General features: G+C 69.5%; 15 protein-coding genes. 4 read left to right on the top strand and 11 right to left on the bottom strand.

Translation table 11 applies throughout. The features are described 5' to 3' along the window. Window positions 1-29 precede the first annotated feature (29 nt). Entirely contained in the window at window positions 30-911 is an 882-nt protein-coding gene (locus AC1MGR_RS08125; protein WP_480234259.1) for a 3-hydroxybutyryl-CoA dehydrogenase, read from the top strand. A 28-nt stretch (window positions 912-939) separates the two neighbouring features. Here the strand turns inward: AC1MGR_RS08125 and AC1MGR_RS08120 are convergent, their stop codons facing one another. The 5 genes from AC1MGR_RS08120 to AC1MGR_RS08100 all read right to left on the bottom strand — a co-directional run bounded on the left by AC1MGR_RS08120 (window position 940) and on the right by AC1MGR_RS08100 (window position 4,481). After that, entirely contained in the window at window positions 940-1,242 is a 303-nt protein-coding gene (locus AC1MGR_RS08120) for a hypothetical protein (protein ID WP_108034551.1), read from the bottom strand. A gap of 131 nt (window positions 1,243-1,373) precedes the next feature. After that, the gene (locus AC1MGR_RS08115) at window positions 1,374-2,384 is read right to left on the bottom strand and encodes an NAD(P)H-quinone oxidoreductase (RefSeq protein ID WP_480234258.1); all 1,011 of its coding nucleotides are present in this window, start codon (window positions 2,382-2,384) and stop codon (window positions 1,374-1,376) included. Between the two features lie 77 nt (window positions 2,385-2,461). Further along, window positions 2,462-3,103 carry a uracil phosphoribosyltransferase gene (gene upp, locus AC1MGR_RS08110; protein ID WP_055951992.1) on the bottom strand — a complete coding sequence of 214 codons (642 nt, stop codon included), beginning with the start codon at window positions 3,101-3,103 and terminating at the stop codon, window positions 2,462-2,464. A 201-nt stretch (window positions 3,104-3,304) separates the two neighbouring features. Then, window positions 3,305-3,757: a DUF2852 domain-containing protein gene (locus tag AC1MGR_RS08105; RefSeq protein ID WP_480234257.1), complete on the bottom strand. Its 453-nt coding sequence runs from the start codon at window positions 3,755-3,757 to the stop codon at window positions 3,305-3,307. Between the two features lie 76 nt (window positions 3,758-3,833). Beyond that, the gene (locus AC1MGR_RS08100; RefSeq protein WP_108034754.1) at window positions 3,834-4,481 is read right to left on the bottom strand and encodes a TetR/AcrR family transcriptional regulator; all 648 of its coding nucleotides are present in this window, start codon (window positions 4,479-4,481) and stop codon (window positions 3,834-3,836) included. Window positions 4,482-4,734: 253 nt separating this feature from the next. Here AC1MGR_RS08100 and AC1MGR_RS08095 point away from each other — a divergent pair, with 253 nt between their 5' ends. Next, window positions 4,735-5,829 carry a helix-turn-helix transcriptional regulator gene (locus AC1MGR_RS08095; protein ID WP_480234256.1) on the top strand — a complete coding sequence of 365 codons (1,095 nt, stop codon included), beginning with the start codon at window positions 4,735-4,737 and terminating at the stop codon, window positions 5,827-5,829. Window positions 5,830-5,838: 9 nt separating this feature from the next. Here AC1MGR_RS08095 and AC1MGR_RS08090 read toward each other — a convergent pair whose 3' ends face one another. The 4 genes from AC1MGR_RS08090 to AC1MGR_RS08075 form a co-directional block, all read right to left on the bottom strand. Then, entirely contained in the window at window positions 5,839-6,060 is a 222-nt protein-coding gene (locus tag AC1MGR_RS08090) for a hypothetical protein (protein WP_146180437.1), read from the bottom strand. A 149-nt stretch (window positions 6,061-6,209) separates the two neighbouring features. Next, window positions 6,210-6,401 (bottom strand): DUF1192 domain-containing protein, encoded by a 192-nt coding sequence (locus tag AC1MGR_RS08085; RefSeq protein ID WP_108034546.1) that lies wholly within the window; start codon window positions 6,399-6,401, stop codon window positions 6,210-6,212. A gap of 18 nt (window positions 6,402-6,419) precedes the next feature. Beyond that, the gene (locus AC1MGR_RS08080) at window positions 6,420-7,640 is read right to left on the bottom strand and encodes a phosphopentomutase (RefSeq protein WP_480234255.1); all 1,221 of its coding nucleotides are present in this window, start codon (window positions 7,638-7,640) and stop codon (window positions 6,420-6,422) included. An 11-nt stretch (window positions 7,641-7,651) separates the two neighbouring features. Further along, the gene (locus AC1MGR_RS08075) at window positions 7,652-9,280 is read right to left on the bottom strand and encodes an ABC transporter ATP-binding protein (protein WP_480234254.1); all 1,629 of its coding nucleotides are present in this window, start codon (window positions 9,278-9,280) and stop codon (window positions 7,652-7,654) included. Between the two features lie 139 nt (window positions 9,281-9,419). Here AC1MGR_RS08075 and AC1MGR_RS08070 point away from each other — a divergent pair, with 139 nt between their 5' ends. Both AC1MGR_RS08070 and AC1MGR_RS08065 read left to right on the top strand, forming a co-directional pair. Next, window positions 9,420-10,448 carry a lytic transglycosylase domain-containing protein gene (locus AC1MGR_RS08070; protein ID WP_480234253.1) on the top strand — a complete coding sequence of 343 codons (1,029 nt, stop codon included), beginning with the start codon at window positions 9,420-9,422 and terminating at the stop codon, window positions 10,446-10,448. A 123-nt stretch (window positions 10,449-10,571) separates the two neighbouring features. Then, on the top strand, window positions 10,572-11,480 hold the full coding sequence (locus AC1MGR_RS08065) for an alpha/beta hydrolase (RefSeq protein WP_108034543.1): 909 nt from the start codon (window positions 10,572-10,574) through the stop codon (window positions 11,478-11,480). 26 nt (window positions 11,481-11,506) lie between these two features. Here AC1MGR_RS08065 and AC1MGR_RS08060 read toward each other — a convergent pair whose 3' ends face one another. Continuing rightward, on the bottom strand, window positions 11,507-12,661 hold the full coding sequence (locus AC1MGR_RS08060) for an endo-1,4-beta-xylanase (protein ID WP_480234252.1): 1,155 nt from the start codon (window positions 12,659-12,661) through the stop codon (window positions 11,507-11,509). Then, on the bottom strand, window positions 12,658-13,080 hold the full coding sequence (locus AC1MGR_RS08055) for an acyl-CoA thioesterase (RefSeq protein WP_108034541.1): 423 nt from the start codon (window positions 13,078-13,080) through the stop codon (window positions 12,658-12,660). Before AC1MGR_RS08055 ends, AC1MGR_RS08060 begins: the two co-directional genes overlap by 4 nt. Between the last annotated feature and the right edge of the window lie 79 nt (window positions 13,081-13,159).

Raw genomic sequence — 13,159 nt, 5'->3', positions numbered from 1 at the left:
GGGACGCCCCAGGGGTGCGAGTGCAGACGATGGGCATCGATATCAGGACGGTCGGCATCATCGGCGCCGGGCAGATGGGCAGCGGCATCGCGCATGTCTGCGCGATGGCGGGCCTCGACGTCCGCCTGAACGACCGCGATCCGAACCGCATCCACAACGGTCTGGCCACCGTCGACGGCAATCTCGCGCGTCAGGTGGCCAAGGGCACCATCGCGGACGATCAGCGCCGCAGCGCGGTCTCCCGGATCTTGGCGGCGGAGACCTTCGACGACCTCGCGCCCTGCGATCTCGTGATCGAGGCGGCCACCGAGGACGAATCGACCAAGCGGCAGATCTTCAGCACGCTCTGCGCGTCGCTGAAGCCCGACGCCCTGATCGCCACCAACACCTCGTCGATCTCGATTACGCGGCTCGCCGCGTCGACCGATCGGCCGGAGCGCTTCATCGGCATCCATTTCATGAATCCGGTGCCGGTGATGCAGCTCGTGGAGCTGATCCGCGGTATCGCGACGGAAGACCCGACCTACGAATCGGCCAAGGCTTTCATCGCCAAGCTCGGCAAGACGTCCACGATGTCGGAGGATTTTCCGGCCTTCATAGTCAACCGCATTCTGCTGCCGATGATCAACGAGGCGATCTACACCCTCTACGAGGGCGTCGGTTCGGTGGAGTCGATCGACACCGCGATGAAGCTCGGGGCGAACCACCCGATGGGGCCGCTGCAGCTGGCCGACTTCATCGGTCTCGATACCTGCCTGTCCGTGATGCAGGTGCTCTACGAGGGACTGGCCGATTCGAAGTACCGGCCCTGTCCGCTTCTCGTGAAATACGTCGAAGCCGGCTGGCTCGGACGCAAGTCCAAGCGCGGCTTCTACGATTATCGCGGTGAGACGCCTGTGCCGACCCGCTGAGGCGGACCGGCACGGACAATCGTCAAACTTACTGCTTATTGCCGTTCGCGGCCGGCTGGGCAGGGCTCGGATAGGCCGGGTTCGCTGCCGGCACCGAACCGGTGTTCGACGACGACGTCGCGTTCGACGAGCCCTTCACGGACCCCGTCACTTCCTGGCGCGAAGCGTCCTGGCTCTGGCTGGCGTAGTCCTTCGGTGAATTCGCACCCTGCCAGGTCATAAGGCCGGTGATGGCGATCGCGAGCAGCACGAGGCTGGCCACGAGAACGTAGAGCACCGGCTTGCCGCGCTTGCCCTGACGGGCGTCCTGGCCGTGGAGATTGTCTGCCATGCGATCCTCGCTTGAACGGTCCAGAGGACCGATGTTTCGACCCGAGCATCGATTTCCGTGAAATCGGCTCGTGATACGTGCTCGGGTCGGAAACGCGACGGTCGAGAGCGGAGTTCCCGCCGAGGTTCGACCTAGCGGCCGGTCACCAGCATGATCTTGCCGAGATGGGCGCTCGATTCCATCAGTTCATGCGCCTTACGGGCCTCCTCCAGCGGGAAGGTGGCGTGGATCACCGGCCGGATCGTCCCGGCTTCGAGCAGCGGCCAGACATCCCGGGCGAGGCCTTCGGCGATCGCGGCCTTCTCGGCCTTCGGGCGGGCGCGAAGCGTCGCGCCCGTGAAGGTCAGGCGCTTCATCATGATCGGGGTCATGCTGAAGGCATCGACCTTGTAGCCCTGCATGAACGCGATCTGGACGAGACGGCCTTCGATCGCCAGGGCCGAGAGGTTCTTGGCGAGGTAGGGCGCGCCGACCATATCCAGGATGACGTCGACGCCGTTGCCGTCGGTGAGGCGCTTCACCTCCTCGACGAAGTCGGCCTCGCGGTAGTTGATCGCCGCCTCGGCACCGAGCTCCCGACAGAACTCGCACTTTTCCGCCGAACCGGCGGTGGCGAACACCCGGGCACCGTGGTGCTTCGCGATCTGGATCGCGGTCGAGCCGATACCGCTCGATCCGCCATGGACGAGGAAGGTCTCGCCGGGCTCGAGGCGGCCACGCTCGATCACGGTGCTGTAGACCGTGAAGTAGTTCTCCGGCAGGCCGCCCGCCTCGACCAGAGACAGGGACGAAGGCTTCGGCAGGCACTGGCCGATCTCGGCGACCGCGAACTCGGCATAGCCGCCGCTGATGACCAGGGCACAGACCTCGTCGCCGATGGAAACGCCGGTGACGCCCTCGCCGAGGCCGACGATGCGGCCGGCGACTTCGAGACCGGGGATCTCGGTGGCGCCCTTCGGCGGCGGGTACTTGCCCTCGCGCTGCTGGATGTCCGGCCGGTTGATGCCGGCGGCCACGACCTCGATCAGCACTTGGCCGGACCCGGGCTGCGGCAGCGGCACCGTCTCCAGGGCCAGCACGTCCGGGCCGCCGGCGCCGTTGAAGCGGATCTGTCGCATGGTCTCGGGCAGGCTGGCTGTCATCGGGATCTCCTCCTGGGAGCTCCGTCATGTGCCGCCCGGACCGCTCTTGGCAAGGTCGCGCCGGGCCGCCGTCGCCGCTAGCGGGTGCCGTACATCCGGTCGCCGGCATCGCCGAGGCCCGGCACGATATAGCCGTGGTCGTTGAGATGGCTGTCGATGGCCGCGGTCCAGACCGGCACGTCCGGGTGGGCCGCCTGGAGCCGGGCGATCCCTTCCGGAGCTGCCAGCAGGCAGACGAAGCGCAGGTCCTGCGCGCCGCGCTGCTTCAGGAGGTTGATCGCCGCCACGGCCGAGTTCGCGGTCGCCAGCATGGGGTCGAGGACGAGGACCGTCCGGTCGACGAGATCGGAGGGCGCCTTGAAGTAGTATTCCACCGCTTCCAGGGTTTCGGGGTCTCGGTAGAGCCCCACATGCGCCACGCGGGCCGATGGCACCAGGGACAGCATGCCGTCGAGGAAGCCGACGCCGGCGCGCAGGATCGGCGCCAGGACGAGCTTCTTGCCGGCGATCTGCGGCGCCTCCATCGACTGGATCGGGGTCTCGATCGTCACCGTCTCCAGCGGCAGATCGCGCGTGACCTCGTAGGCCAGCAGCATGCCGATCTCGTTCAGGATCTGGCGGAAGCCCTTGGTCGAACGCTCGCGCTGGCGCAGCAGGGTCAGCTTGTGCTGGACGAGGGGGTGGTCCACCACCCGGACGGTCGCGGCGGCTGCCTGCATCGCTGGAACTCCAAAGGGCCGAGGTACGGAGCGGCCGAGGTCTGATCCAGGGCGCGGGGAGACCGAGGCAAGACCGGGACCGGATTTCTAGAGCATCGCGGCAGCGCGAGCGAGGGTGTTCGGTTCGGCATCGCCCACGAAAAAGGGCTCCCGGCCCGAAGCCGGAAGCCCTCGCGTCGAAGGGGTGTCTGGATCTGCCGGTCAGACCGAGCGGGTCGTGTCCGCGCTGCGGCGCTTCTGCATGAAGGCGTCGAACTGCTCGCGGTCCTTGGCCCGCTTCAGCTCCTCGACGAACTCGGCGAAGGCGCGGCTCTCCTCCTGAAGGGCACGGCGCTGAGCGTCGAGCCGCTCGATCTCGCTACGACGGTAGTCGTCGAAGGCGAGATTGCCGGTGCTGCCGCCATTGGCGGCCTCGAACGCCGCGGCGAAGCGCGAGCGCATGGCGCCCGCGTTCCACGAGAGGCCGCGACCGGCGAGGCCACGCAACTCGCTCAGCGCAGGGTAGCCCGCGACTTTCCAGGCGATGTAGGCGGCGGCCAGCGGCCACCAGTAGACGAAGGCGACCACGATGGCGCCGATTTCGAGGGATCGCTTGGGGAAGGGGCCGCTACGGCAGACCTTCCCGGTGGTGAAGGGGGAGGAAGAGAAGCTCACGGCTCACGGCTCCAATGTAAATGTGAACGACATTTACTTGCGGACGGGGCGGTGCGCTTTCAAGGGGCCCCACCGGTCAGGCCTGTTCGCGCGTCCGCCCGCCGGCCGCCGCGCCGTGGACGAGGGCGAGCACGCCCGCGCGCAGCAATTCGTACTTGTCCGGCATCCCGGCCGATCTCGGCAGATGTCCGGACGCGGACAGGGTCGCGAGCCCGTGCGCCAGCGCCCAGACCTCAAGGGCGATGAAACGGGGCGCGACGCCGCCGAACCCCTCCGGGAAGGTCGCCTGAAGCGCCTCGACGAGAAGGTCGAACGGGCTCGGCCGGAGACTCGCCACCTCGTTCGGCACGGCGGCCGCGAGGCCGCGGGTCTCGAAGATCGCCGCGTAGTAGCCGGGCTCCTCCTCGGCGAAGGCCAGATAGGCCTCGCCCATCCGGGTGAACCGCTCCAGTGGCGTGCCCTTGGCCGTGAGGGCGCGGGCCAGACGCTCGGCGAGGTCGGCGAAGCCCCGACCAGCGACTTCCTCGAGCAGCGCTTCCCGACCGCGGAAGTGGCGGTAGAGCGCCGCCGGCGTGACGCCGACGAGGCGGGCTGCATCCACCAGCGTGAAGCCGCCGATGCCGCGCTCGGCGATGAAGCGGCGCGCCGCCTCGATCAGCGCCTCCTTGAGGTTGCCGTGGTGATAGTTTCGCCGGTCACCCGGTCCTTCGCGCCAATGCCGCACGCCAAACTCCCCGCCCCCGCTCCGAATCGACATGACCGGTCGTATCGGCCGAAGGTTCCCCGTCCTCGCCTTCTCCTAACACGAAGGGATCAACCGACGAGACCTCCCCGAAGCCACAGGGATCGAAACACGGTGCGTTCTGCGTATCCAACGGGCAGATCACGCGATTTTGCCCCGAATACGCTTGTGAGCCGCGAAGCTTTGCCTGCAAGGTATTTACGAAGCAGAAACCTTCGGATGTGGATCACGAACCGTGCCGGAGTCCTCGGGACAGGGTGAATTCGAGACCCTGACGGACCTCATCTACGAGGCGGCGATCCTTCCCGAACTGTGGCCCGCAGTCCTCGACAAACTCGCTGCCATCGCCGGGGCGCAGGGAACGGTCCTGATCGCGGCCGATCTGGAATCTCATCGCTGGATCAACAGCGAATCCCTCGATCAGGTCATGGCCGATTTCGCCGCCGGGGGCTGGAGCAGCGCCGGCCAGCGCACGGCGAAGCTTCTCGGCGCCCGCCATGCGGGCTTCATCCGCGAGAAGGACGTCTACACGGAAGCCGAACTGGAGCAGGATGTCCTGATCCAGCAGTTCCTGCGTCCGCGCGGTCTCGGTTGGGCGACGGCCACCGCCTGCCCGCTCACCACGGGCGACACGCTGATCTTCAGCATCGAGCGGCGCTACAAGGACGGTCCGGTCCCGCAGGAGGCGACCTCAATCCTCGACACTTTGCGACCGCATCTCGGACGCTCGGCCCTCGTCTCGGCCCGGTTGAAGCTGGAGCGGGCGCGCGCCGCGGTCGGTGCCCTGGAGGTGCTGGGCCTCCCGGCGGCCGTCATCTCGGCCAATGGACGCCTGCAGGAACGCAATGCGAGCTTCGCCGCCCTCGTGCCACGGGTGGTACGGGACCAGCGCGAGCGGCTTACCCTGACTCATGCGGGGGCGGACGCCCTGATGGCGGACGTCCTCGCCGGTCGGCGAGCGCTGGCGGCGCGCTCGATTCCGATCCCGGCCGACGACGACCATCCCGCCATGGTGCTGCACCTGCTGCCCATGCGGGGCCAGGCCCAGGACGTCTTCGGTGGCGACACCATGCTGATGGTCGCCGCCCCCGTCCTGCCTCGTCCCGTGCCGGGGACCGAATTGCTGGCGGGGCTCTTCGACCTGACGGCGGCCGAGGCGCGGATCGCGCGGGGCATCGCCGACGGCGCCACCATCTCGATCCTCGCCGCGCAGCAGAGCGTGCGGCAGGAAACCATTCGCAGCCAGGTCAAGGCGATCTTCGCCAAGACCGGAGTGACGCGCCAGGTCGACCTGGCGCGCCTGATCTCGGGTTTCAGCCTGATCCGCTGACGACAGGGGTCAGCGAGCGTCCCGGCCGCCGCCCGCCCGGTTCGCCGCGAGCGCCCGGAACAGGATGACGTTCGAAAGATCGTACTCGATGGTGATCTCGGCGCGTTGCGCGGGCGACGCGACGCTGTCGGGCAAGGGAGCCGGGGCCGGATTGATCAGGCACGCGATCACCCGATCGCTCGTGCCCCGCTGCACGTGCCGTGCAAGCCGCCGGCGCATCCATGGCGCCATCGTCCATTTCTCAAGCATGACCGCCCTCGCCTGTCGTTCTGGCAACATTCAAGCGTGGGGTGGGGAGGCCTTCATCCCCCATTTGGGGGAGAGGGGAAATTCCTTCGCCGGAAACATCACTTTGAAGCAATTCCTTCGCGGGAAAACGCCTACAGCCGAAAGAGGGAGCCTGCCCGCTCCAGAGCTGCCTTCTTGGCCAGACGCGCCGCTTCCAGGCGCTCCACCTCGGACCGCAACAGCTGGATCCGCTCTTCGAGATCCTCGACCGACAGCGTGTCCAGCGGTTCGCCGACCCGGTGCGCGATGGTCTGCCGGATGGCTCGGTCCTCGTCGTCCCGCATGGTGATCCCCTTCTTGCCTCAGTGCCAGGCCGTCCCCGCATCGAGGGGCGCGACCCCGAGATGCTGCGCGAGGGTCGCGCCGATATCCGCAAAGGTCTCGCAACGGCCGATCGATCCCGGTCTGACGCCGGGGCCGAAGGCCAGCACGGGAACCTGTTCCCGGGTGTGTTCGGTTCCACCCCAGGTCGGATCGTTGCCGTGATCCGCGGTGATGATGCAGAGGTCGCCGGGGCGTAGAACGCCTTGGATCTCAGGTAGGCGGGCGTCGAAACGTTCGAGTTCGGCGGCGTAGCCGGGCACGTCCCGGCGGTGACCGTACTCGGTGTCGAAATCGACGAGGTTGAGGAAGACGAGGCCGCCCCCCGGCAACACCCGGAAGGCATCCAGCGCGGCGTCGAGGCAGGCGGCATTGCCGCCGGGCTTGAGCTCTAGACCGGTCGCCCGATGAGCGAAGATGTCGCCGATCTTGCCGACGCTGACGACCCGGCGTCCGGAGGCCGCGAGTTCGTCCAGGAGCGTCCGGCCGGGCGGCTCGACCGCGTAGTCCTTGCGGTTGGCGGTGCGCCGGAAGCCGTCCTGCGCATTGCCGACGAAGGGCCGGGCGATGACGCGGCCGACGCGATAGGCGTCGCAGAGCTCGCGGGCGATCCGGCAGGTGGCGTAGAGCCGTTCCAGCCCGAAGTGCTCCTCGTGGGCCGCGATCTGGAAGACGCTGTCGGCGGAGGTGTAGCAGATCGGCTTGCCGGTCCGGACATGCTCGGCACCGAGGCCGTCGATGATCGCGACGCCGGCGGCGTGGTTGTTGCCGAGGATGCCGGGAAGGCCCGCTCGCGCGATCAGCGCATGCGTCAGCTCGGCCGGAAAGGTCGGGACCGCGACGGGAAAGTAGCCCCAGGGCTCGCGCACCGGCACGCCGGTGATCTCCCAGTGGCCCGAGGGCGTGTCCTTGCCGGCGGCCACCTCCACGGCGTGGCCGTAGGCGGCGAACGGATCGCCCGGGATCGCAAGACCGGGCGGGATTGCGCCGGCCGCGCCTTGCGCCGCCAGGCCGAGGCCGAGGCGGGCCAGGTTCGGGAGTGCCAGCGGGCCCTGCCGCAGCCCCGCGCGATCGCCCCCCCCGTCGGCGCAGGCGCGGGCGATGTGACCGACCGTATTCGAGCCGGCATCGCCGTAGCGGTCGGCATCCGGTGCGCCGCCGATGCCGACGGAATCGAGCACGATGAGGAAGGCGCGCGGCATGCCCCTCCCCTTCAGGCCGGGATCGGATCGGCGACGGCGTCGCTCTGGAGATCGAAGGCGGCCGCGAACAGCGCCTGAGTGTAGGCGGTCTTCGGCGCGGCGAAGATGTCCTCGGCCGGGCCCTCCTCGACGACGCGGCCGTTCTGCATCACCAGCACGTAGTTCGCCAGCGCCCGCACCACCTTGAGGTCGTGGCTGATGAACAGGTAAGCGAGCCCGCGCTCGCGCTGGAGGTCGCGCAGCAGCGTGACGATCTGGGCCTGGACCGAGCGGTCGAGGGCCGAGGTCGGTTCGTCGAGGACGACGAATTTCGGCTTGAGCACGATGGCCCGCGCGATGGCGATGCGCTGCCTCTGCCCGCCGGAGAACTCGTGCGGATAGCGATTCATGGTCGCCGGATCGAGCCCGACGTCGTCGAGCGCCTTGGCGACGACCGCTTGGCGCTCGAGCCGCGTCTTCACCGCACCCTGGACCACCAGCCCTTCGGCGACGATGTCCGCCACGGTCATGCGCGGCGAGAGCGAGCCGTAGGGGTCCTGGAAGACCACCTGCATGTCGCGCCGGATCGGCCGCATGGCGGCGGGCGGCAGGCCCGCGATGGAGCGGCCGAGGAAAACGATGGGACCCTCGCAGCCGGTCAAGCGCAGGAGCGCCAGGCCGAGGGTGGTCTTGCCCGAGCCGGATTCGCCGACGACGCCGACGGTTTCGCCGGCCCGAACCCGCAGGGACACCCCGTCGACCGCCTTCACGTGGCTGGTGGTCCGGCGCAAGAGGCCCTCGCGGATCGGGAACCAGACCTTTAGCGGACCGGCCTCCAGCAGGCGCGCGGCGTCCGCCGGCACCGGGTTGGCCCGGCCCTTCGGCTCCGAGGCGAGGAGGCGGCGGGTATACTCGTGCTGCGGCCGGGCGAAGATCTCCGCCACCGGTCCGGCCTCGACGACGCGGCCGGCGAGCATGACGCAGACGTTGTCGGCGATGCGCTGGACGATGCCGAGGTCGTGGGTGATGAACAGCATCGCCATGCCGAGGCGCTTCTGCAGGTCGGCCAGCAGGGTGAGGATTTGCGCCTGCACCGTGACGTCGAGGGCGGTGGTCGGCTCGTCGGCCACCAGCAGGTCCGGCTCGCAGGCGAGCGCCATGGCGATCATCACGCGCTGGCGCTGTCCCCCCGAGAGCTCGTGCGGGTAGGCGTTGAGGCGCCGCTCGGCGTCGCGCAGCCCGACGAGCTCGAGCAGTTCGAGGATGCGGGCCCGCGCCTTGCGCCCAAGGAGGCCGCGATGCACCTCCAGCACCTCGCCGATCTGACGCTGAATACTGTGCAGCGGGTTCAGGGAGGTCATCGGCTCCTGGAAAACCATGGTGATGTCGGCGCCGCGGATGCCGCGCAGCCGCTTCTCCGGAAGGGTCAGCAGGTCCTCGCCCTTGAACAGGATGCGGCCGCCCGGATGGGTGGCGCTGCCGTCGAGGAGGCGCAGGATCGACAGGGCGGTGACCGACTTGCCCGAGCCGGATTCGCCGACCAGCGCCAGGGTCTCGCCGGGCGCGATGGTGAAGCTGACGCGATCGACGGCGCGGGTCTCGCGCTCCCGCGAGCGGAAGGCGACCGACAGGTCCTGAACGTCGAGGAGCGTTTCGGGCATCGAGGCCTGTTCTGCAGCAGGGCGGAATTCCCCGCCACGAGGGTTATAGCGTGGGCGACTGGGATCGGCGAACGCCGATGCGACGCGGTCGCGGGCCTTTGTAATTGATCGGCAGCGCGCACGCTCTACAACCCCGACCGTGACCTCGTTCCTCCGCCGTCTTCCCGCCGTCCTGTTCGTCCTCCTCCTCGTCGGTGGTCTCGCCCCAGGGTCGGCCCACGCGGCGGCCGAGGGCGCGACGGAGACGGTCGAGCAGGCCCTGTGCCGCCTTATCGAGGGTTCGGCGAAGGCCCGCGGCCTGCCGGTGCCGTTCCTAACGCGGCTGATCTGGCGCGAGAGCGCCTTCCGCGTGACCGCCGTCAGCCCGGTCGGCGCGCAGGGCGTCGCCCAGTTCATGCCGGGCACGGCCCGGGAGCGCGGCCTGATCGATCCGTTCGACCCCGAGCAGGCGATCCCGCACGCGGCCCACCTGCTCGCCGACCTCAATCGGCAATTCGGCAATCTCGGGCTGGCGGCGGCGGCCTACAACGGCGGGCCGGGCCGGGTCTCCGCCTGGCTCGCGGGTACCGGCGGCCTGCCGACCGAGACCCGGAACTACGTGCTGGCGATCACCGGCTCGCCCGCGGAGGACTGGCGTCCTGGCGCGGCGATCGAGAGGCCCGAGAGCGACACGCCGACGGGGAAGGACGGTTCGGCCGAAAGCTCCAAGAGCCAAGACGCCAAAAGCCAAGAGTCGAAGAGCCAAGAGTCGAAGAGCCAAGAGTCGAAGAGCCAAGATTCCAAAAGCGAAGCGTCCCGGGGTAAGGAAGCCGAGGCCAAGCCCGAGAGCGAGACCAGCTGTCTCAAGGTGACGGCGGCCCTGCGCCTTCCGTCGCGCGGCGATCGGTTCGCGCTGGGCGGGAACGAGGGACCGGCGGCGCCCTGGGGCATCCAGCTCGCCGGGAACTTCTCGAAATCCCTGGCGCTGCAGAGCTTCGCGCGGACACGGAAGCTCTACACAAGCGTGATCGGCGACGTTCGTCCGATGATCATCGGCACACGCCTGCGCAGCCGCGGCACGCGCGCCTTCTACCGCATCCGCATCCCGGCCCAGAGCCGCGAGGCGGCCGACGGCCTGTGCGGGCGCATCCGCCGGGTCGGCGGCGCCTGCCTCGTTCTCAGAACCTGACCGCGACGTTGCCGGACCTCGGAATCCGCCGCGCGCCCATCTGCGGACCGCCCCTGTGCCTACCGCCATGAATCCGCCGCGCCAGCCCTGTCACAGGGGGCTCGCCCCCCAACAGAGAGTTGCATGACCCGGGTTCTCGCCGTCCTTGCCAGCCTCGCCGGTCTCGCGCTCGTCGCGCTCGGCATCACGGCCTGCTCGCCCCTGGCCTTCTTCGACGCGATCGGCCCCCGCGACCAGGGCGGCCGCCTCAGCCTGAAGGACGCGGCGTTCGGCGCCCATCCGCGCCAGCGGCTCGACGTCTTCACGCCCGTGGGCGGGTCCGCCGGCGCCCCCGTGCTGGTGTTCTTCTACGGCGGTTCCTGGAAGAACGGCTCGAAGGAGGACTACGCCTTCGTCGGACAGGCCCTCGCGGCGCAGGGCTTCGTGACGGTGCTGCCGGATTACCGGCTCTACCCGGAGGTCCGCTTCCCGGATTTCCTCGACGACGGGGCGCAGGCCCTGGCCTGGGTCGAGCAGAACATCGCGGCCTACGGAGGCGACCCGAGCCGGGTCGTCCTCGCCGGGCATTCGGCCGGCGCCTACAATGCGGTGATGCTCGGGCTGAACCCGTCCTACCTGCGCCGGGCCGGCGTCGATCCGCGGGTGATCCGCGCGGTGGCCGGCCTGTCCGGTCCCTACGATTTCCTGCCCCTCGATGCCGGCACCGCCACGGAGCTGTTCGGCGAGGCCCCCGACAAGGCGGCGACCCAGCCCATCACCTTCGCGGGTCCGCACTCCCCGCCGGCTTTCCTCTCCTCGGGCGATGGCGACACGACGGTTCGCCCGTCCAACACCCGCAGCCTCGCCGCGCGCCTGCGCGCCGCCCGCGTGCCGGTGCAGGAGCGGATCTATGCCGGCCTCGACCATGCCGACACCCTGCTCGCACTCTCAGTGACCTTCCGGTCGAAGGCCCCGGAGCTCGCCGAGATGGCGGCTTTCCTGCGCCAGCACGCCGGCGAGCGGCCGCAGCAGGCGCGGGTGATCCCTCGTTAAGGGCCCGGAGCGCTGCGACTGAGAGATTAAGCGCCGCGCAGGGTATCCCGCGCCTTGAGATGGTCGGGCGCTTCCGAGAAGGCCCGGTGCATCGCCGACCAGAGCGGCGTGCGCGCGAGGTGCTCGTCGAGCGGCAGGGCGCGCTGGATCAGACCGTCGGCGCGCCGCCGCTCGGGATTGACGTTCAGCCAGGTGTTCCGGTTGGTGATGTCCCAGGTCAGGACGTTGAGCACCGCCGGCTCGTCCAGCACCACGTCGAGGAAGCGGCGGGCGAGATCGGAGACCGCCCGGTCCCGGGCTTCGAGATCGGCCGGATAGGTTCGGTCGTTGATATCGAATTCCGTGATCTCGATGGCGAGCCCGAGGCCGGCGACCTCGCGCAGGAAGCGCCGGAGCTTCTCCGCGTTCAGCGGGTGCTTCGCGTAGAGGTGCCCCTGCAGGCCGAGCCGGCGGATCGGCACGCCGCGCCGCCGCATCCCCTCCAGGGTCCGCAGCACCATGCTCCGGCGCTGGTCGATCCAGTCCGCGTCGAGTTCGAGGTCGTTCTCGTTCCAGACCCCGGCCGCCTGCGGCGCGACCGCGTGCTGGATACGGAAGGCGAGATCGACGTAAGCGGGCCCCAAAGCCGCGAGCCAGGGGGTACGCCGCAGGCCGTCCGGTCGTCCGTCCTGAGGCCCGCAAATCTCGTTGACGACGTCCCAGGCCTCGATCCGGCCCCGGTAGCGCCCGGCCATGGCGCCGATCCAGCGACGCAGGAAGGCTTCGCCCTCCCCGGCCGCGAGACGTTCGCCGACCCAGGCCGGCAGGCCCTCGTGCCAGACCAGGGTGTGGCCGCGCAGGCGCTGGCGGTTGCCCCCCGCGAAGGCGGCGACCTCGTCCGCGTAGGTGAAATCGAGCGTGTCCGGGGTCCGCCAGGCATAGGTCAGCTTCATGGCGTTCTCGGACACGAGGATGCCGGCCTCCCGTGCCAGGGCGCGTCCGTAGGCCGGGTCCTGCCGCAGGGTGGTTCCGTTCACCGCCGCACCGTAGGCCACGCCCTTGCGCGCGGCTGCAGCCTGAAGGCTGTCGGCCGACCAGGACGGCCCTGCGGCGAAGCCGGGGGTTGCGACGAAGCTGGGACTCCCGGCGAGGCCGAGGGCGCCGCCGAGGACGGCCCGGCGGGTCGCGCCGGAGCGTTTCACGCGCCGACGACCTCGGTCTCCGGGGGAATGACCCGGGGCCGGCGGTCCGGACCGATCGCCACGAAGGTGAAGAGTCCCTCGGTGACCTTCATGGTCTCTTCGCCCTCGCGCTCTCGGCGCCAGACCTCGACCTGGATGCCCATGGAAGTGCGGCCGACGCGCACGATCCAGGCGTAGATGCTCACTTCGTCCCCGACGATGACCGGCCGATGGAAGGTCATGGCCTCGACCGAAATCGTGGCGCAGCGGCCGCGCGAGCGCCGGGCGGCGATGTTGCCGGCCGCGAGGTCCATCTGGCCCATCAGCCACCCGCCGAAGATGTCCCCGGCCGGGTTGGTGTCGGCAGGCATCGCGATGGTGCGGACCACGGGCGGCCCGCGGTCGACGGGCTGGTGCGATGCGGGGGCGTCGGTCGTCATGGGGCGGGTCGCCTCGGGATGTGAAGGGTCGCCCGACGCAAGCGACGCGCCGTCAGCGTTCTGCGTCATACCCCGCGCG

This window comes from Methylobacterium sp. BI1, from assembly GCF_056680125.1.
This window is presented reverse-complemented; position numbering and strand designations above follow the sequence as displayed.